The organism is Mycolicibacterium wolinskyi str. Jessa 2025, from assembly GCF_049241375.1.
Classification (GTDB): Bacteria; Actinomycetota; Actinomycetes; order Mycobacteriales; family Mycobacteriaceae; genus Mycobacterium; species Mycobacterium wolinskyi.
In genome coordinates, this window is the sequence record NZ_CP185960.1 from 1,734,400 (window position 1) to 1,752,010 (window position 17,611).

The 17,611-nt window shown below is 66.5% G+C and carries 17 protein-coding genes; 7 read left to right on the forward strand and 10 right to left on the reverse strand.

What is annotated here, in order from left to right; genetic code table 11:
• Positions 1 to 19: 19 nt before the first annotated feature.
• The 3 genes from ACOI2T_RS08700 to ACOI2T_RS08710 are packed head-to-tail and all read right to left on the reverse strand — an operon-like array spanning position 20 to position 2,609.
• Positions 20 to 832: an SDR family NAD(P)-dependent oxidoreductase gene (locus ACOI2T_RS08700; protein WP_409503270.1), complete on the reverse strand. Its 813-nt coding sequence runs from the start codon at positions 830 to 832 to the stop codon at positions 20 to 22.
• Positions 829 to 1,590 carry an SDR family NAD(P)-dependent oxidoreductase gene (locus tag ACOI2T_RS08705; RefSeq protein ID WP_085144294.1) on the reverse strand — a complete coding sequence of 254 codons (762 nt, stop codon included), beginning with the start codon at positions 1,588 to 1,590 and terminating at the stop codon, positions 829 to 831. Before ACOI2T_RS08705 ends, ACOI2T_RS08700 begins: the two co-directional genes overlap by 4 nt.
• On the reverse strand, positions 1,587 to 2,609 hold the full coding sequence (locus ACOI2T_RS08710) for a cholesterol dehydrogenase/isomerase (RefSeq protein ID WP_421877244.1): 1,023 nt from the start codon (positions 2,607 to 2,609) through the stop codon (positions 1,587 to 1,589). The genes ACOI2T_RS08705 and ACOI2T_RS08710 overlap by 4 nt, the downstream gene beginning before the upstream one ends.
• 461 nt (positions 2,610 to 3,070) lie before the next feature.
• Here ACOI2T_RS08710 and ACOI2T_RS08715 point away from each other — a divergent pair, with 461 nt between their 5' ends.
• The gene (locus tag ACOI2T_RS08715; protein WP_409503268.1) at positions 3,071 to 3,346 is read left to right on the forward strand and encodes a hypothetical protein; all 276 of its coding nucleotides are present in this window, start codon (positions 3,071 to 3,073) and stop codon (positions 3,344 to 3,346) included.
• 2 nt (positions 3,347 to 3,348) lie between these two features.
• Here ACOI2T_RS08715 and ACOI2T_RS08720 read toward each other — a convergent pair whose 3' ends face one another.
• A complete protein-coding gene (locus ACOI2T_RS08720; RefSeq protein ID WP_409503267.1) occupies positions 3,349 to 4,557 on the reverse strand; it encodes a cytochrome P450 in 1,209 nt (402 codons plus the stop codon).
• Positions 4,558 to 4,722: 165 nt separating this feature from the next.
• On the opposite strand from ACOI2T_RS08720, the gene ACOI2T_RS08725 reads away from it, so the two are divergent.
• On the forward strand, positions 4,723 to 5,274 hold the full coding sequence (locus ACOI2T_RS08725; protein ID WP_409503266.1) for a TetR/AcrR family transcriptional regulator: 552 nt from the start codon (positions 4,723 to 4,725) through the stop codon (positions 5,272 to 5,274).
• Here ACOI2T_RS08725 and ACOI2T_RS08730 read toward each other — a convergent pair.
• From ACOI2T_RS08730 to ACOI2T_RS08750, 5 genes are all read right to left on the reverse strand, one after another.
• The gene (locus ACOI2T_RS08730; RefSeq protein ID WP_409503265.1) at positions 5,267 to 6,154 is read right to left on the reverse strand and encodes a formylglycine-generating enzyme family protein; all 888 of its coding nucleotides are present in this window, start codon (positions 6,152 to 6,154) and stop codon (positions 5,267 to 5,269) included. The two genes, ACOI2T_RS08725 and ACOI2T_RS08730, sit on opposite strands and share 8 nt — an antisense overlap.
• Before the next feature lie 72 nt (positions 6,155 to 6,226).
• On the reverse strand, positions 6,227 to 7,132 hold the full coding sequence (locus ACOI2T_RS08735) for an HAD family hydrolase (RefSeq protein ID WP_409503264.1): 906 nt from the start codon (positions 7,130 to 7,132) through the stop codon (positions 6,227 to 6,229).
• 7 nt (positions 7,133 to 7,139) lie between these two features.
• Positions 7,140 to 8,684 carry an arylsulfatase gene (locus ACOI2T_RS08740; RefSeq protein ID WP_409503263.1) on the reverse strand — a complete coding sequence of 515 codons (1,545 nt, stop codon included), beginning with the start codon at positions 8,682 to 8,684 and terminating at the stop codon, positions 7,140 to 7,142.
• A gap of 123 nt (positions 8,685 to 8,807) precedes the next feature.
• Positions 8,808 to 10,349 (reverse strand): arylsulfatase, encoded by a 1,542-nt coding sequence (locus ACOI2T_RS08745; protein ID WP_409503262.1) that lies wholly within the window; start codon positions 10,347 to 10,349, stop codon positions 8,808 to 8,810.
• A 110-nt stretch (positions 10,350 to 10,459) separates the two neighbouring features.
• Complete coding sequence (locus tag ACOI2T_RS08750; RefSeq protein ID WP_409503261.1) at positions 10,460 to 11,110, reverse strand: GntR family transcriptional regulator; 651 nt, start codon at positions 11,108 to 11,110, stop codon at positions 10,460 to 10,462.
• Positions 11,111 to 11,165: 55 nt separating this feature from the next.
• Here ACOI2T_RS08750 and ACOI2T_RS08755 point away from each other — a divergent pair, with 55 nt between their 5' ends.
• The 5 genes from ACOI2T_RS08755 to ACOI2T_RS08775 are packed head-to-tail and all read left to right on the forward strand — an operon-like array spanning position 11,166 to position 16,434.
• On the forward strand, positions 11,166 to 12,551 hold the full coding sequence (locus ACOI2T_RS08755; RefSeq protein WP_409503260.1) for an FAD-dependent oxidoreductase: 1,386 nt from the start codon (positions 11,166 to 11,168) through the stop codon (positions 12,549 to 12,551).
• On the forward strand, positions 12,548 to 14,242 hold the full coding sequence (ilvD, locus tag ACOI2T_RS08760; RefSeq protein ID WP_409503259.1) for a dihydroxy-acid dehydratase: 1,695 nt from the start codon (positions 12,548 to 12,550) through the stop codon (positions 14,240 to 14,242). Before ACOI2T_RS08755 ends, ilvD begins: the two co-directional genes overlap by 4 nt.
• A gap of 23 nt (positions 14,243 to 14,265) precedes the next feature.
• Positions 14,266 to 15,609 carry an MFS transporter gene (locus tag ACOI2T_RS08765; RefSeq protein ID WP_409503258.1) on the forward strand — a complete coding sequence of 448 codons (1,344 nt, stop codon included), beginning with the start codon at positions 14,266 to 14,268 and terminating at the stop codon, positions 15,607 to 15,609.
• A gap of 18 nt (positions 15,610 to 15,627) precedes the next feature.
• Positions 15,628 to 15,906, forward strand: a complete 279-nt coding sequence (locus ACOI2T_RS08770) for a dsRBD fold-containing protein (RefSeq protein ID WP_067844947.1) — start codon at positions 15,628 to 15,630, stop codon at positions 15,904 to 15,906.
• Positions 15,907 to 15,909: 3 nt separating this feature from the next.
• On the forward strand, positions 15,910 to 16,434 hold the full coding sequence (locus ACOI2T_RS08775) for a 2'-5' RNA ligase family protein (RefSeq protein WP_409503257.1): 525 nt from the start codon (positions 15,910 to 15,912) through the stop codon (positions 16,432 to 16,434).
• Positions 16,435 to 16,513: 79 nt separating this feature from the next.
• Here the strand turns inward: ACOI2T_RS08775 and ACOI2T_RS08780 are convergent, their stop codons facing one another.
• Positions 16,514 to 17,596 (reverse strand): 3-beta-hydroxysteroid dehydrogenase, encoded by a 1,083-nt coding sequence (locus ACOI2T_RS08780; RefSeq protein ID WP_409503256.1) that lies wholly within the window; start codon positions 17,594 to 17,596, stop codon positions 16,514 to 16,516.
• Between the last annotated feature and the right edge of the window lie 15 nt (positions 17,597 to 17,611).

Below are 17,611 nucleotides of genomic sequence, written 5' to 3' on the forward strand. Positions count from 1 at the left end.
AGAGGGGAATGCGGCAGAGTTAGACGCGGGCCTGCGCGGCACGCTGTGACGCGACGAACCGCATCGACAGCCGCTGCATGAGGCCGGGGGCCAGCCGCGCGAACACCCATGACGCGTGTGCGCGACGGGGTTTGACGAGGATCGCCTTGTTGCGTTCGATCGCGCGGAGCGTGTCCGCGGCCAGCCGGTCGGCGTCGTAGGCCGTCTTGACGCCCTGGCCCTGCAGGAAGTAGTCACGGCCCACGAAGCCGCCGATCGCGCCCTTGTCGAGGATCGGTGTCTCGACCGCGGCCGGGCACACCGCCAACACGCCGACGCCGTGGGCGGCGGCTTCCGAGCGCAACGCCAACGACAGCCCGACGACGGCGTGTTTGGTCATCACATAGCTCGTCAGCTGGCCCGCCGCCGCCAGGCCTGCCATCGATGCGGTGTTGACGATGTGGCCGTGGCCCTGGCGGATCATGACGGGATAGGCCGCCGCGACACCGTGTACGACGCCGCGCACGTTGACGTCGATGATCGCGTTCCACTGCTCGAGCGTCAGCAACTCGGTGTCGCCGCCCCACACGATGCCCGCGTTGTTGAACATCAGGTCGAGCCGGCCGGCGCGCTCGACCACATCGTCGACGGCGGCCTGCACGGCTGCCGCGTCGGTGACATCGAGGCGAGCGGATCGCGCGCCGAGGGCGTCGCCGGTCCGGGCGGCGGCCTCCCCGTCGATATCGGTGCACAGCACCTGTGCGCCCGCGCCGGAGAGTGCGCGGCACAGCGCCGCGCCGATACCGGACCCGGCGCCGGTGACGATCGCCTGCTTGCCGGCGAAGGGGTTCACTGGGCCAGCTTCATGACGTGTCCGAGCACGTCTGGGTAGCGCTTGAGGTGGGCGCCGCCATTGAGGTCGAGCACCTCGCCGGTCATCCACGACGCCTGCGGTGAGCAGACGAACACCACCGCGGCGGCGATGTCCTCGGGGGTGCCGGCGCGGCCCAGCGCGGTGTTCTCGACGTACTCCTCGACGACACCGGGCACCATCGCGGCAGGCTCGGTCAGCGGCGTGTGCACGAAACCCGGCGCGATCGCGTTGACGCGGATGCCCCGCGGCCCCATCTCCAGGGCAGCCACCTGTGTCAGCATCGACAGCCCGGCCTTCGCGGCGCAGTAGGCGCTCATGCCGGCCGCGGGCTGGCGCCCGTTGAGGGACGAAATCGATACCAGCACACCGCCTTCGGACAGATGGGCACCGGCGTGCTTGGCCACGATGAAACCACCGGTGAGGCATACGTCGATGACCGCGCGGAACTGGTCGGCCGGCATGTCGGTGATGAGCCCGACATTGCTGAACCCCGCGCAGTTCACCACGACATCGACGGCGCCTACCTCGGTGAACAGCCGCTGCACCGAGTTCTCGTCGGTGACGTCGACGTAGTTGCTCGAGTGGGGTGTGCCGAGTTCGACAGCCCGTTCGGCCGCGCCCTCGGTGTTGCGGTCGGCCACGACGACGCGGCAGCCGTCGGCTGCGAGTGCCTGCGCGCTGGCCCAGCCGATTCCGGACGCCGCGCCGATGACCACCGCGACGCGCTGTGTGCTCATGCCGGGCCCCCGTCCGGGCGGTGGTCGCCCCACTTCTTGTCGATGGCGTTCCACACGTCGGCGTACTCGCCGGGGTAGTCCTTGTAGGCCGACTTCGACCGCAGGAACGCGCGGATCAGCGGTGCGGCCAGGCCGATCGGGTAGCGCTTCCATCCCGCGTTGGCCCTGGTGTCGGCCAGCAGTTGCGGCCAGGTGTGGCGCTGGAATCTGAGCACTTCCTGCGAGCGGCTCGTGTCCATCCAATCCGTGGCGAACCACGCGGCGTCGTCGTCCGGGTTTCCGGGCCTGCCGATCGGAAGCCCGCCGCTGATTCCCATCGCGGCGGCCGCCTGCGACCCCACCACGGACTGCGTGTGTCGGTGCGTGGCGGAGTCGCCGCCGATCAGCAGCACCTCGCGGGTCGTCTCGACGGTGGTCGCGGCCATGAATGCGGCCGCGACGTCGCGCACGTCGACCGTCTGCAGCCGCCCGTCGGCGGGCAGCACGCTCTCGAACGAGATGAGGTCGACGTCCATGTCGACGCTGAACTGCGAACTCATCACCCCGCCGAGCCGCAGGATCAGCCAATCCAGCTCGGATGCCCGGACCAGCCCCTCGGCCTCGACCTTGTGTGCGCCGTAGATGTCCGACGGGTTGACCGGGGTGTCGGGCCTCAGCACGTCGCTGATGCGATGCGGGTTGCGGGCGCCGTAGACCGCCACGCTGGACGCCTGGACGAAGCGGGGCGGTTCGGGCTGGGCCGCCGCGGCGCGCAGCAGCGAGGCGGTGGCGTCGACGTTGACCTTGCGGGCCAGCCCGCGGCGCATGTAACAGAACGGCGGGATGATCGCCGCCAGGTGGATGATCGCGGCGGGGGAGACCGCGGCGACCAAAGCGTCGACCGCGGCCGCGTCGGTCAGATCGGCCCACCGCACTTCGACGCCGGCCGGTAGCTTGGCGGCGGCCTTGCGGTTGGCGGGCACATCGAGGTCGGTAGCGACGACGCGTCGGCCGGCATCGGCGAGCGTCTTGACGACCATCGACCCGACGAGCCCGAAAGCTCCGGTGACCAGTACGGCGTCCGGCTTCGGCGTACTCACTGCCCTCCTCGTTTAGAACGTGTTGCAACACTAGCCAACGACACTGTGGTGTGTGTCACCGTCCGGCCGGTCGAATTCTGTGCCGAATCGGCCATCGGTTCGCCTCAGAGGTTCTCAGCAATCGGTATAGCTCGCTTGTACTGCTACAGCGCGGAGTGGGCGAATCGTGTTGGTGTTGCCTCAAAAGCACTCGCCGATGGCGGCGTCGACGCGGTGAGTGTGACTCGAATCTCATGGCACCCGCCGCTGTGACGAGTTTGCCTGACGCACATTCATATTCCGATTTGGAAATTTGCCTGAGGCTTATGCATTGTGTGGCTGTTGGAATCAACGAAAACGAGCCGATTGCAGGCGCATGTGGTGTACTCGGTTGCACGCGTCAGCAATTGGGGAGGTGCGAAATGTCAGAAGACGTAACCGTGGGGGTTAACGGTGACGAGTCCGGTGAAGTTGCCGGTGACATAGCTGTGGATACTCGGGTGGTCGTCTACCCGGGCAGCGATGAGGAATTGCACGGCACGGTGGTCGAGGATTTTGCCGACCTCGCGGGGACCGCGGTCGAGATCGCCGGCGAGCGTATCGTCGGACCGGCGCGGCGGTGGGCCGTCAACCTCGACGACGGTGGCCTGGTGTTCGTCGACGACGACAGCCTCGTCCTCGAGGCGCAGCCGGCCTGAGTTCAGCGCACGGTCAGCGGTAGCCGACGCAATCGCCGCACCAGCAGGCTGGGCAGCCACTCGGCAGGCCCGGCCGGTTGAATGTCGGTGCGGAGCGCCAGCAGCCGGGATATGACGATGCGGGCTTCGAGTCGGGCCAGTGCGGCACCGACGCAGAAGTGCGCGCCTTTTCCAAACGCCAAGTGACTCTTGGCATTCACGCGGTCCAGCCGGAACTCGTGCGGATTGTCGAAGGCGGCGGGGTCGCGATTGGCCGCGCCCCACAGCAGTAGTAGATGTGAATCTGCCTGCAGTGCAACGCCTCCCAGCTCGGCATCGACCGAGACGTGCCGGTAGTGCCCGCGGAACGGCGACTCGAGCCGCAGCACCTCCTCCAGAAACGCGGGTATCAGGCCGGGCGCGTCGCGCAGCTGTTGCGCGAGAGCGGGCCGCGACGCGAGTTCCCGTGCCGCACTACCGATCAACGACGCGGTCGACTCCGCGCCCGCACTCACCAGCTGGATCAGCATGAACACCGCCTTGTCGGCCGCGACCTTCTCCGACGCGCAGTACGAGGCGAAGTCCCCGAGCAGGTTGTCGCCCGGGTCTGCCTGAGCGCGGTCGAACTGCTCGACGAGGTACCCGCCGAGTTCGGTGGCGGCAATGCCCGCCGCGGTGAGTTGGTCGGCGTCGACGAGACCGTCGAGAAGCTGCGTGGCGCCGTACGCCCAACCCACTAAACGGTCGACGTCGGCTGCCGGCAACCCCAGCAACCGCGCGACCACGAGCATCGGCAGCCGATCGGCCATGGTCGTCATCCAGTCGAGTTCATCGGTGGCGGCGGTCAGCAGGTTGTCGGTGGTCGAGGTGATGAACGGCTCCAGATCGCGTATGCGCTTGGCCGCCAGGCGGGGCAACACGAGTTTGCGGTGCGCGGCGTGCGCCGGATCGTCGGCGGTGGCGAGCACGTGTGTGGGACCGCCCGGGCCGTCCATGGCGAACGTGGTCACCGAGCCGTCGGAGGTGTCGGGTTGATGCCACATGGTCGCGGTGAGATTCGACGAGAAGTGCTGCATCCGTGCGGTCGCCTCGGTCACCGCGTCGAACGACGTCACGACGAAGAACGGCGAATCGTCCACTTGATGCACTGGCGCGTCTTCCCGTAGCCGGTCGTAGAGGGGGTATGGGTCTTGGAGGTGGGCCGGGGCGAACAGGTCGTGTGCGCGGAGCATAAGCCCAGGTTGACGGCCTGTTCGGGGCAGGTCAATGCCGCCAGGCGAAGTCGATACGGCCCGGTGGGCGCCGCTTCGCGGGCTCGTCTCAGCCGATGGTTCTGACCAGCGTCGTACGTGAGAACCTGTACGGATTTTGTCTCAGCGTGAGATACCGTTAACTCCATGTCTCCACACCGCGAGGACTGGCTGATCGGCGATCGGCGGGCGGAGGCAGCCGAACGCATCTACTCGGCGGCGGCCGATCTGGCTGCCCGTGAGGGCCTGGATGCGCTTGACATCGACGCTATCGCGGCGCGGGTGCACTGCTCTCGGGCGACGGTGTACCGCCACGCGGGCGGCAAGACGCAGATCCGCGATGCCGTACTTTCCCGGCTCGCCATGCAGATCGTCGACGAGGTCCGGCGTCAGGTCGACGGCCTGACCGGATCGCAACGCGTCGTCACAGCGGTCACCGTCGCGCTGCGCCGCATTCGCAGCGATCCGATGTTCGATCTGCTGCTCGGCTCACTGCGCAGTGGAGGTGGGATCGCCGGCCTCGGTCAGTCGCGAGTGCCTGCGGGGTTCGCGACGGAGCTGACCGGGCTGGCCGAGGACGATCCGGTGGCCGCCGCGTGGATCGTGCGGCTTGTGCTGTCGCTGCTCGTCTGGCCCGGCGCCGACGAAGCGGCCGAGCAGGAGATGCTGCGCCGGTTCGTGGCCCCGGCGTTCAGCTAGGCCGTTTGACGCAGCGAAAACCGATGTGGCTCATGCCGGTATCGACCATCTGCGGTCGCCGGGCAGCTGGCCGGTAGCGCATGCAATAGCTGTCGGCGCACAGGAACGATCCACCTTTGATCACTCGGCGGGCAATCTTGAACTGCGGCTGATTGGGATCGTAACTATCTGTCGCACAGCAGGATTCGACGGAATGGTCCCCGGTGTAGAAATCGGTGGTCCACTCCCATACGTTGCCCGCCATGTCGAACAGGCCATAGCCGTTGGCCTCGAAACTCCCAACGGGCTTCGTGGTGCCGTAGCCGGTCTCGGGCAGGTACGGGAATTCGCCGTGCCAGTAGTTGGCCAACCGCTGCCCGGGCTGCTCGGGTTCATCGCCCCAGGTGTATGCCGCGGCAGGCAGCCCGCCCCGCGCGGCGGTTTCCCACTCCGCTTCCGTCGGAAGCTCCAAGCCCGCCCAGTGTGCGTAGGCCTCGGCGTCCTCGTAGGCGATGTGCACCACCGGGTGGTGGTCGCGGTCCGTCAGCGAGGACCGCGGCCCACGCGGGTGATTCCAGCACGCCCCCGGTGTCCAAGCCCACCACAGGTTGATGTGGCGCAGGTCCACCGGGCCCGCAGTGCGCCGGAACACCATGGAGCCCGGCACGAGATTTTCCGGTGGGGCACCGGGAAATTCAGCGGGATCGACCGGGCGTTCGGCGACCGTGACATAGCCTGTCGCCGCGACGAACTCGGCGTAATCAGCGTTGGTGACCTGATGGCGCTGGATCCAGAACCCGTCGACCGCGACCTCGCGGGCCGGCGCCTCTTCGGGGTAGTGCGCGTCGGACCCCAGCACCGAGGTTTGTGCCGGGATCCAGACCAGGTCGTCAGCCGTCATGCGTTGAGTCTGCGGTGAGGGCGAGGAGTACTCGCACTTTTACGCCCTGAGCGCAGAGTCGATGCGAAAAGCTCAGGCAAAGACCGTCGTCCAATCGTTGCGGATGCTGACCACCGGCCAGCTCTCGGACTTCGCCAGTGCCAACGCCTTCTCCGCGCCTGCGGTGTAATCGAATTCGCGGTCGGCGTCGTCGTGGAGCACCAGCATGGACAGGGAGGGACCCGGGCCCGCCGCGGCGTACTGCAGCATCTCGATGTCCCCGTTCGAGTTGCCCGCCACGAAGATCGGTCTGCGCCCGACCCGGCCCCAGATCCGCACGGGCTTGACCGGGCCGTCGTCCATGAACTCCGGTGTGGCAGTCGTCTTGAGGTGCCCGTCGACGAAGTCCAAACCCACCGAACTGCCGACGACCCGCTCCGGTGGTATGCCGTACATCTGGGGCGTGACCGGGCGCATGAAGTCACGGCCGCCGCCCGAGGCGATGTAGTTCGTGAAGCCGTTGTCCTCCAGATAGCGCAGCAGTTCGATCATGGGCTGATAACCGCAGTGCGTGTACGGGCGCCCCAGGGTCGGATGCTGCGCTTCGGCGAAGAACGCCTTGACCCGTTCGGCGTGGTCTTCGACGGGCAGGCCGGCGTATGCCGAAAGAATGCCGCCGGCAAGGACTTTCAGCGCGGAATCATCGCCGTTGTAGTGCTTGGTGACGGCGTCGCCGAACCAGGCGAGATCGCCGGCGGCAGCGGCCTGATACGGCTGCCGGGCGGCGAGCTCGGCGTCGGCCGCCGCCTGCTCGGCCAGCCGGCGGACCAGGAAATCGAGCTGAATGTAGGCCGGTTTCTCGACCCACAGCGTGCCGTCGTTGTCGAACACTGCGACCCGCGCTTCGGGCGCAACGAAATCCGGACCGTCGGTGGTGACGCGCCCCACGAAGTCGACGATTGCCGACTTCGTGGGGCCGTCATTCCATGACTGCAGCATCGGGGAATCAGCCGCCCACCGATTGCAGGAAGTCGTTGAGCTTCTCCACCGCGTTGGTGACCGTGAAGGATGCCGGCTCACGCCGCGGCGGGAATTCCTTGAAGGTCTCCAGGAATTCGAGGACGACAGCGTTGGCCATGAACGCGATGTAGTCGTGGTCGAAGAACCAGTCCCAGTAGGTGTTGGACGTGATGTCGGCCCGCTCATACGGATCGGTGCGCAGGTTGAAGATCTTCGGCGCGCGCAACGGCGTGAACGGCTCGAACCAGACCTTCAGGGTGCCCTCGCAACGCTGCTCCATGAACACGACTTTCCAGTTGTCGATGCGGATTCCGAGCACATCGCAGTCATCGGAAAAGTAGATCAGGCCGCGGCGGGGGCTTTTGTCGACCTCACCGGTCAGGTAGGGCAACAGGTTATAGCCGTCGATGTGGACATGATAGGTCTTGTCGTCGATCGTGTGACCCTGCTTGAGTTTCTCGACGATGTTCGGCTCACCCGCGGCCGCGAGGAACGTCGGAAGCCAGTCGTGGTGCTGGACAATCTCGTTGGAGATCACGCCGGCGGGAATCTTGCCGGGCCAGCGGATGATCTCGGGTACCCGGAAAGCGCCCTCCCAGTTGGTGTTCTTCTCGCTGCGGAACGGCGTGGTCGCACCGTCGGGCCACGTGTTGGCGTGTGGGCCGTTGTCGGTGGAGTAGATGACGATCGTGTCGTCGGCGATGCCGAGTTCGTCGAGCGCATCGAGCAACAGACCTACATGGCCGTCGTGATCGATCATCGTGTCGTGGTAGGGCGACTGCCAGCGGCCGGCCTGCCCGACGCTTTCCGGTTTGGTGTGCGTGCGGAAGTGCATGTGCGTCGTGTTCATCCACACGAAGAACGGTGTGCCCGCTTCGTTCTGACGTTTGATGAAGTCGATCGCCGCCTCGGTGGTCTCGTCGTCGACGGTCTCCATGCGCTTCTTGGTCAGCGGCCCGGTGTCCTCGACACGTTGCTTGCCCAGTGGGCCGAACCGTTCGTCGACCTCGTCCGAGGCGTCCTCGGTGGCCCACGAACGGATGACACCGCGGGGGAGCAGCCTCTTGCGCAGTCGAGGTGCCTCTTCCTCGGTGGGGTAGTCGGGATGCTCGGGCTCCTCTTCGGCATTGAGATGGTAGAGATTGCCGAAGAACTCGTCGAAACCGTGGGCCGTCGGCAGGTACTTGTTGAGGTCGCCCAAGTGGTTCTTACCGAACTGGCCGGTGGCGTAACCGAGCGGCTTGAGGAGCGTGGCGATCGTCGGGTCGTCGGGTGACATGCCGACGTCGACACCCGGCATGCCGACCTTCGAAAGCCCGGTGCGATAGACACTTTGGCCGGTGATGAACGACGAGCGGCCCGCAGTGCAACTCTGCTCGCCGTAGGAGTCGGTGAAGATCATGCCCTCGCGGGCGAGCCTGTCGATGTTGGGGGTCTGGTAGCCCATCAGTCCCATGCTGTAACAGCTGAGATTGCTGATCCCGATGTCGTCGCCCCAGATGACCAGGATGTTGGGCTTTCCGTTCGGCATGTGCTCGCTGCCTCGCTTTCAGTTGAGAATCAGGTCCACTACGAACGCTATGCGCTCGTAATGGACCATTGCCGAGTTATCGAGGTCTCTCAGCGAATATTCATGGGATGGCCAAACACCGACTCAATCTTTGGCCAGGAATTCCTTGAGCTTCTCCACTGCCTGGTCGACGCTGAAGCTCGCCGGTGGGTGCCGGGGCGGGAACTCCTTGAACGTCTCGAGGAATTTGGTCGCCATCGCCGTCGCATAGAACACGAAGAAGTCGTGGCGAAGCAGCCACTCGTAGTACGTGTTCGACGTGATGTCGGCGTACTCGTAGGGATCGGTACGCAGATTGAACAGCTTGGGCACCCGCAGGGGCGTGAACGGTTCGGCCCATACCCGCAGCGTCCCCTCGCACCGCTGCTCCTGGAACACGATCTTCCAGTTCTCGAAGCGCATGGCCACGAGATCGGCGTCGTCGGAGAAGTAGAAGAAGCCGCGCCGCGGGCTGGTGTCCTCCTCGCCGGTGAGGTACGGCAGCAGGTTGTAGCCGTCGATGTGCACCTTGAAGTTCTTGTCTCCGACCTGGTAGCCGTTCTTGAGCTTGTCGCTCACATCGGGATCGCCCGCCGCGGCCAGCAAGGTCGGCAGCCAGTCGTGGTGCTGGACGATCTCGTTGGACACGGTGCCCGCCTTGATCTTTCCGGGCCACCGGATCAGTTCAGGTACGCGGAAGGCGCCCTCCCAGTTGGTGTTCTTCTCGCTGCGGAAGGGTGTCGTGCCGGCATCGGGCCACGTGTTGCGGTGCGGGCCGTTGTCGGTCGAGTAGATGACGACCGTGTCCTCGGCGATGCCGAGCTCGTCGAGCACATCGAGCACGGTGCCGACGTTGCGGTCGTGATCGATCATCGTGTCGTGGTAAGGCGACTGCCACAGGCCGGCCTGGCCGCGGCTTTCGGGCTTGGTGTGGGTGTAGACGTGCATGTGGGTGAAGTTGCACCACACGAAGAACGGATTGCCTTCGGCATGCTGGCGTTTGATGTAATCGACTGTGGCATCGGCGACCTCGTCGTCGATGGTCTCCATGCGCTTGGTGTTGAGCGGGCCGGTGTCTTCGATGGACTGCTTGCCCACCGGGCCGAACTTCGGGTCGTCGGGTTCGGTCGAAACCTCGTCGGTCGCCTTGCACTTGAGCACGCCACGCGGCTTGGCCAGCTGGTAGAGCCGCGGGTATCGGTCCTCGTGCGGGTAGTCGAAGTTCTCGGGTTCCTCTTCGGCATTGAGGTGGTAGAGGTTGCCGAAGAACTCGTCGAAGCCGTGCACGGTCGGCAGGTATTTGTTGAGATCGCCGAAATGGTTCTTGCCGAATTGGCCCGTGGCGTAGCCGAGCGGTTTGAGTAGCTCGGCGATCGTGGGATCCTCGGCGGCCCAACCGATGTCGGCGCCTGGCACGCCCACTTTGCTCATCCCGGTCCGGTACACGCTTTGTCCGCTGATGAACGCCGCCCGGCCCGCCGTACAGCTTTGCTCACCGTAGGAGTCGGTGAATCGCATGCCCTCGTCCGCGAGCCGGTCGATGTTGGGAGTGCGATAGCCCATGAGTCCGTCGCTGTAGCAACTGAGGTTGCTTATCCCGATGTCGTCGCCCCAGATCACCAAGATGTTGGGTTTGCCGTTCGGCATGTCAAAGCCCCTCGCTCGATCGGAATTGCCTGTGCCCCTAGGACCCTATGCGGGTTGGCCGCGGACGTGTGGAGGTTCGGCAGTGCGCCCGGCGATATTTACGCCGAAGTTCAGCCCCGGCCGGGCAGAGTTGCGTATGCGAACTCGAACAGATAGTCGTTCAGCGCGATCGACGCGGCGTGGGCGGTATCGGCGTCGCCGTCGGCGATCGCGGCGAGGATGTCGTGGTGTAACCGGGCAGCCCGGCCCAGGTCGTCGGCAACGTTGCCGAGATGACCGAACCAGAATCGCCGTGAGAGCCCCTGGAGGGGTGCCATCGCTGCGTCGACGAACTCGTTGTGGGTCGCGGCCACCACGAGCGCGTGTGCACTGCGCAGGAAAACGGAGAACTCGCCGACGGACTTACCGCCGCCGATGACGTCGTCGGCGAGTTCACGGGCCGTGCGGCGTTGGTCGTCGGTCGCGCGCGATGCGGCCAGCCGTACGGCGAACGGCTCGAGTGTGCGTCGCAGCTCGAGCAGCTTCAATTGGACTTCGATCGAGGTGGCGGGGACGAGCACGCCGCGATTGGGATGAATCTCTACGAGGCGTTCGCGAGACAGTCGCTGCAGCGCCTCTCGCACCGGCGTCCGGCCCAGGCCGGTCAGCTCCATCAGCTGTTTCTCCGAGACCAGGCTGCCCGGCGCGATGTCACCGAGCACGATCATCCGCTCGATCTCGATGAACGCCTGATCGCTCTTGTTCTGCGGCTCCCCGCTCATGTCCCCCCTTCCAGTGGGCTAGACAGTATCGCGACAGTGGATGTACGGTCCACATATGACCAATATATCGGCTGCATGGCGGTTGGAGACGGGTATCGATGAGCGCCGGCTTCCGGTCGTGGCCGATGTGGACGTCGCCGTCGTCGGCGCTGGGGCGGCCGGTGTCGCGGCGGCGACGGTCGCCGCCGAATCGGGCGCAACGGTCGTCGTCGTGGAGAAGTACGGGTTCGCCGGTGGCGCCGCCGTCGCGGGCATGTCGGGGACCATCTGTGGCATGTACTTGGCCTCCGATGACGGCGCGAGGCCCGAGCAGATCATCCACGGTTTCACCGAACGCTTTTCCGGCGAATTGCGGGTGCGCGGCGGCCTGACCGCGCCGCAGCCCTACGGCAAGACGTTCACCGCGGCACACGATCCGCTGGTCTGGCGCGAGGCCGCCGATCATCTGCTCACGTCCGCCGGCGTCCGAATCCTGTTCCACACCCAAGTCATCGACGTGGTGGCCGAACAGGGCACGTACCGCGGCCTGGTCATCGCGTCCAACGCGGGGGTCGGGATCATCCGCGCGGCACGCGTGATCGACGCGTCCGGCGACGGTGCCGTGGTGGCGCGCGGCGGAGGCGCATACCGGTTCGGCGCCGACGGGCGTATCCAGAACCCGACGATGTTCTTCCGGCTCGGCAACGTCGATTGCGCGGCGTTCTGGGCCGCCTGGGGTCCCAACACCATTTCACCGCAATGGGTTTCCGACGCCATCGGCCAGGCGCGACAAGCCGGCATGGATCTGCCGCGCAACAAGATCTGGATCTTCGGCACCACGCGGCGCAACGAGCTGCTGGTGAACGCGACCCGGCTCACCGCGCCGGACGGACGCATGCTCAACGTGATCGACCCCGAGGACTTCACGATCGCCGAGATCGAGGGACGCCGCCAGGTCCGCGAGTATGCCCGCTTCCTCGCCGAATCCGTGCCGGGCTGCGCGCAGGCCTTCGTCGTCGACACCGGTGTGGAAGCCGGCATCCGCCAGACCCGCACCATCGACGGCATAACGACGCTGAGCGACGACGACGTGGTCAACGGCGTCAAACGCCACGACAGCATCTGCCGGTCGCCGTGGCCGATCGAGCTGCACGACGGTGAAAAGCCCAAGCTGCACTGGCTTCTGGACGATTACTACGACGTCCCTTACGGGACGCTCGTGCCCGAACGTGGCGAGAACATCATCGTCGCGGGCCGCTGCCTGAGCGCCGAGCATCAGGCCCTGGCGTCGGCGCGCGTGACCGCGCAATGCTTCGAATACGGCCACGCCGCCGCGGTGGCCACGCTGTTGTCGCTCGACCGCGACACGGCATATCGCGACCTCGCACCGCGCGACATCCAAGCCCGGATGATCGCCAACGGCAGCGCGCTGCAGACCCCGGAAAGGCAGGAAGTCCAGTGACCGACAACTTCGAACGCGCCTCGGTACCAGGCGAATTACGGAGCAACTTCACGCCGGGCAGCACGCGCTGGGCCGTGCGGCGTGCGCAGTGGAGCGCCATGGGCATCGACTGGCAGGATCAGCAGAAGCCCAAGATCGCGATCGTCAACACGTCGTCGAAGCTGTCGGTGTGTTTCGCCCATCTCGATGACGTCGCCGTCCGGGTGGCAGACGCGGTGCGGGAGGCCGGCGGGCTGCCGTTCGAGATCCGTACCACGGCGCCAAGCGATTTCGTCACGAGCGCCGGACGCAAGGCGCGGTACCTGATGCCCACGCGCGATCTGATCGTCAACGATGTGGAGGCCGCCGTCGAAGGTGCGGTGCTCGACGGCATCGTGTTCCTGTCCTCGTGCGACAAGACCACGCCCGCACATCTCATGGCCGCGGCCCGCCTCGACCTGCCCGCCATCGTCGTGATCGGCGGCTATCAGCGCGGCGGCACCTGGAGTGGCTGTTCGGTCGACATCGACACGGTCTACGAATCCGTCGGCGCACTTGCCGCGGGCACGATGACCGTCGACGAACTCGGCGACCTCGCCGACAGCGCGATCCAAGGGCCGGGCGTGTGCGCCGGCCTAGCCACCGCCAACACCATGCACTGCCTGGCCGAGGCGCTCGGCATGACGGTGGCGGGTTCGGCTCCGGTGCGGGCGAATTCGGAACGGATGCTGACCAACGCGACCGCGGCCGGGCATCGCATCGTGCGCATGGTCGAACAGGATCTGACTGCGCGGCAGGTCATCACGGCGAAGTCGGTCGAGAACGCGATCGAGGTGGCGCTGGCGCTGGGCGGATCGGTCAACTGCATCCGTCACCTGGCCGCGATCTGTGCCGAGGCCGATCTCGACATCGACGTCGTCGGCCTCTTCGAAAAGCATGGCGGGGACGCCGTGCAACTCGCCGCGATCCGGCCCAACGGCAGCCACCAGGTGTGGGACCTCGACGGCATCGGCGGTATCCAGACCGTCATGCGTACCCTGCTGCCCCGGCTGCACGGCGACGCACTCACGGTCGACGGCAGCACCGTCGCGCAGCGGGCCGAGCGCGCACGACAGGCCGACGGCGAGGTACTGCGCACGCTCGACAATCCCGTCAACGACGAGCCCGGTCTGATCATCCTGCGCGGCTCCCTGGCCCCGGACGGATCGATCGTCAAGGTGGCCGGTGTCGGTAAGGCGACGCGACGCCAATTCTCCGGACCAGCAAAGGTTTTCGTCGGCGAGGATGACGCCATCGCCGCGCTGGGCGACGGCCGCATCGAGAAAGGCGACGTCATCGTCCTGCGCGGGATGGGGCCACGCGGCGGGCCGGGCACGGTGTTCGCAGCCAGTTTCGTCGCCGCGCTGAACGGGGCGGGCCTCGGCGGTCACGTCGCCGTGGTCACCGACGGTGAACTCTCCGGGCTCAACCACGGCCTGGTGGTCGGCCAGGTCATGCCCGAGGCCGCCGACGGCGGACCGCTGGCCGGGCTCGAAGACGGCGACATCGTCGCGATCGACCTCGATAGCCGCCGGATCGACAGCAGCCCGGCGCGCATCGGCGAACCGGTGCGCGCAGCAGGCGAATACCCAGAACGCGGCTGGCTCGGCCAATACGCCGCGCTCGTCGGTCCCGTCCAACGCGGCGCGGTACTGCGCCGCCCGAGCAACTGAATACCCGGCAAAGGAGCCACCCCATGACCAGAACCCCCAACCAGGCGCGCAAGGCCGGTATCGCCGCGCTCGTCGGAACTACGCTCGAGTGGTACGACTTCCTCATCTACGGCACCGCCGCAGCGCTCGTGCTCAACTCGCAGTTCTTTCCGAGTGTCAATCCGACGGTCGGAACGTTGGCCGCATTCGCGTCCTACGCGGTCGGATTCCTTGCCCGTCCGCTCGGCGGCATCGTGCTCGGCAACATGGGGGACCGGTTGGGGCGCAAGCGAATGCTCGTCTTCACCATCGTGCTGATGGGCGTCGCCACCACGCTCATCGGGGTGCTGCCGAACTACGACACGATCGGCGTGCTCGCCCCGATACTGCTGATCGTGCTGAGGTTGCTGCAGGGCTTCGGGGCAGGCGGCGAGTACGCGGGAGCGGTCGTCTTGTCGGTCGAACACGGTGACCAACAGCGGCGCGGCATGGCCGGGGCTTGGGCACCAACGGGTTTCGCGATCGCCACGCTGCTGTCCACCGGGGTGTTCCAACTCGCGACGCTGTTGCCCGACGAGGCGTTCCGCAGCTGGGGCTGGCGCGTGCCGTTCCTGCTCGGCGCTGTGCTGCTCGTGGTCGGTTACTTCATCCGCCGCAACATCGACGAGACCCAGGCCTACGAGAACGCGGTGCAGGCCGAAGCCCGCGGCGCGGCCGAGGAAACGAAGATCCCGGTGCTGGAAGCCATTCGGCGCAATCCGCGCAACTTCCTGGTCGTGGTCGGCTCCCGGCTGGCCGAGAACGGTTTCGCCTATCTGTTCCCGGTTTTCGCGGTGGGCTTCGCCGTCAACACGCTCGGCGTGCCGAGCAGCACGACGCTGCTGGCGGTGGTGATCGCGTCGGCCGTGCAGATCTGCGCCATCCCGGTGTGGGCGCATGTCAGCGATCGCATCGGCCGCAGGCCGGTCTACGCCGCAGGCGCCCTGGCGTCGGTGCTGTGGCTCGTGCCGTTCTTCCTGATGCTCGAAACCCTGAGCCCGGCGCTGCTGATCCTCGGCTTCGTCGTCGGCCTCGGCATCCTCTACCCGGCGATGCTGGCGCCGCAGGCCGCGTACTACGCCGAATTGTTCGACACCCGTACGCGGTTGTCGGGTTTCGCGTTCGCCCGCGAGATCGGCTCAGTCCTCGCCGGTGGATTCCTGCCGCTCATCGCGACGGCGCTGATCGCCGCGTTCGGGCACTGGTGGGTCATCATCGTCTACCTCGGGGTGCTGACGGCCATCACGCTGGTGGCGCTCGCCTACGGTCCCGAGACCAACCGCAAGGACATCGAGGAGGTTGGCCCGCCCTGGGAGGTTGTCTCCGACGAGCCCGCGGTGCACCCTTGAAGACGGAAGGTGATCGCCATGTATGACAAAGATCTGACCAACAAATGGCACGTCGACATCGAGTTCTCCGAGGATGACGTCCACACCCACGCATCGGCCCGCGTCCACATGAGCGGCGACGAGTCCTTCGCCACGACAGGGGATGCCTACCGCAACCCCAGAGACCCGAGCCTGCCGATGATCGGTGAGGAGATCGCCGCGGCGCGTGCGCTCATCGCGCTCGGCACCGAACTGCTCCACGCCGCCTCGGCACGGATCGAGCAGGGCACGCACCATCCGGTGCACCTGTACCGCTGACACGTGGCGCTGGCGGTCTGCCTGCTGTTCGACCGGCGTTCGGAGCGTGCGATCCGGGCGCTCTGGGACCGTGTCGAGCAGCAGGGTGTGGGGAGCCTGTGCTCGCACACCCATGGCAGGCACGTGCCGCACGTCTCGTATGCGGTGCTGCGCCGCTGGGATCTGTCGGCGGTGTCGGACGCGCTGGCGGGCATCCGGGCCGGCGCCCCGGTGCAGTTGAGTTTCGACGGCGTCGGCTTGTTCCGGCGCGGACGCGTCTGGCTGGTGGCCGGAGTCAGCGCGGATTTCGTTGCGCGCCAGGAACGTGTGGTCGACGCGGTCACGGCCACCGGCGCCGAACTGCACAAGCATTACCGGCCGGGAGTGTGGCTACCGCATTGTTCGCTGGCGCCGCGGGCCACCTTGGCGCAGGTTCCCCAGGTGGTGGCGACGGTGCTCGACGTGCTGCCGCTGCGTGCGACTCTCGACCACGCTGCCCTGATCAACAGTGCGACAGGGGAAATGAGCCCGCTGCCGGTGCTGCCATAGCGACTCCGCGAGACCGACGCAATGGTCGAAAAACCCATGAGGGATCGACCATTGCGTCGGTTTCGGCGCGCTTTTGACCCTACGCGTGCACCGGCTGTTTCTGCGCGCGCATCTTGTCGAACAACTCGATGTAGTACGGCAGGCAATGGTCGACCGCCTGCTGCGTGGTGTAGAGGGGGCGGTAGCCGAGGTCGCGCTTGGCCTTCGCGATGGAGAAGTAGTTGTTGAGGTAAAGCCGTTCCACCGCAAGCGGTTCCAGGAGCGGCTCGGGGATGCCGAAGCGGAAATGCAGCCGCTGCCAGGCGGTCATCGCCGCATGGACGAGCCGCCCCGGCACGCGCACGCGGGGGAGTTTGTGCCCGCACGCCTCGATGACGGGACGGGCGAACTCGAACATGTTGACCGGTTCGCCGTCGTTGATGAAGTACGCCTGGCCCGGTGCGGTGCCACCGGGAACGAGATGCTGTGCGGCGAGGATGAAACCGTGAATCAGGTTGTGCACGTAGGAGTTGTCCAGCAGCGTGCTCTTGCGGCCGACCAAGACCTTGACGTGCCCGGCGAGCACGCTCTCGAACACCTTGCGGAACATCGTCTGGTCGCCCCGCCCCCAGATGCCGCTGGGCCGGATCGAGCACGTGAGCATATCGCTCACGCCGTTCTGGCCGAGGACGAATTTCTCGGCCACCACCTTGGTCTCGGTGTAGAGGTCGTTGAACCGGTCGGTGTATGGCAGGGTCTCGTCGCCGTCGACGATGTGCTGGCCGCCCATCACGACGCTGTTGGATGCGGTGTAGACGAACCGCTTGACCCCGGCCTGCTGTGCGGCGTGCACGAGGTTCTCGGTGCCGCCGACATTGACCGCGAAGCTGCGTTGCCGGTACTCCTCGGTGACCGACGCGCCGCCCATCAGGTCGATGATCGCCGCGGTGTGGAACACCGTGTCGATTCCCTCGACGGCGGCCGCGACGGTGTCCGGGTCGCAGATGTCGCCGGTGACGACCTCGAGACCGGCGTGGTCGGGCAGCGGTGACGGGGCCCGGTCGAACGAGCGGACCGCATGGCCGCGGTCCAGCAGCTCGGTCACCAGGTTGGCGCCGACGAAGCCGGAACCGCCGGTCACCAGCACTCGGCCCAACTCAGTGGTCAGCGATGAGTCACCCATGCCCGGCAGCATAAC

What these genes read in the sequence shown, in the direction of transcription:
- ACOI2T_RS08705 (WP_085144294.1), bottom strand. Translation starts at nt 1,590, where the DNA reads ATGAGCACACAGCGCGTCGCGGTGGTCATCGGCGCGGCGTCCGGAATC.
- ACOI2T_RS08710 (WP_421877244.1), bottom strand. Translation starts at nt 2,609, where the DNA reads ATGGTCGTCAAGACGCTCGCCGATGCCGGCCGACGCGTCGTCGCTACC.
- ACOI2T_RS08715 (WP_409503268.1), top strand. Translation starts at nt 3,071, where the DNA reads ATGTCAGAAGACGTAACCGTGGGGGTTAACGGTGACGAGTCCGGTGAA.
- ACOI2T_RS08720 (WP_409503267.1), bottom strand. Translation starts at nt 4,557, where the DNA reads ATGCTCCGCGCACACGACCTGTTCGCCCCGGCCCACCTCCAAGACCCA.
- ACOI2T_RS08725 (WP_409503266.1), top strand. Translation starts at nt 4,723, where the DNA reads ATGTCTCCACACCGCGAGGACTGGCTGATCGGCGATCGGCGGGCGGAG.
- ACOI2T_RS08730 (WP_409503265.1), bottom strand. Translation starts at nt 6,154, where the DNA reads ATGACGGCTGACGACCTGGTCTGGATCCCGGCACAAACCTCGGTGCTG.
- ACOI2T_RS08735 (WP_409503264.1), bottom strand. Translation starts at nt 7,132, where the DNA reads ATGCTGCAGTCATGGAATGACGGCCCCACGAAGTCGGCAATCGTCGAC.
- ACOI2T_RS08740 (WP_409503263.1), bottom strand. Translation starts at nt 8,684, where the DNA reads ATGCCGAACGGAAAGCCCAACATCCTGGTCATCTGGGGCGACGACATC.
- ACOI2T_RS08745 (WP_409503262.1), bottom strand. Translation starts at nt 10,349, where the DNA reads ATGCCGAACGGCAAACCCAACATCTTGGTGATCTGGGGCGACGACATC.
- ACOI2T_RS08750 (WP_409503261.1), bottom strand. Translation starts at nt 11,110, where the DNA reads ATGAGCGGGGAGCCGCAGAACAAGAGCGATCAGGCGTTCATCGAGATC.
- ACOI2T_RS08755 (WP_409503260.1), top strand. Translation starts at nt 11,166, where the DNA reads ATGACCAATATATCGGCTGCATGGCGGTTGGAGACGGGTATCGATGAG.
- ACOI2T_RS08765 (WP_409503258.1), top strand. Translation starts at nt 14,266, where the DNA reads ATGACCAGAACCCCCAACCAGGCGCGCAAGGCCGGTATCGCCGCGCTC.
- ACOI2T_RS08770 (WP_067844947.1), top strand. Translation starts at nt 15,628, where the DNA reads ATGTATGACAAAGATCTGACCAACAAATGGCACGTCGACATCGAGTTC.
- ACOI2T_RS08780 (WP_409503256.1), bottom strand. Translation starts at nt 17,596, where the DNA reads ATGGGTGACTCATCGCTGACCACTGAGTTGGGCCGAGTGCTGGTGACC.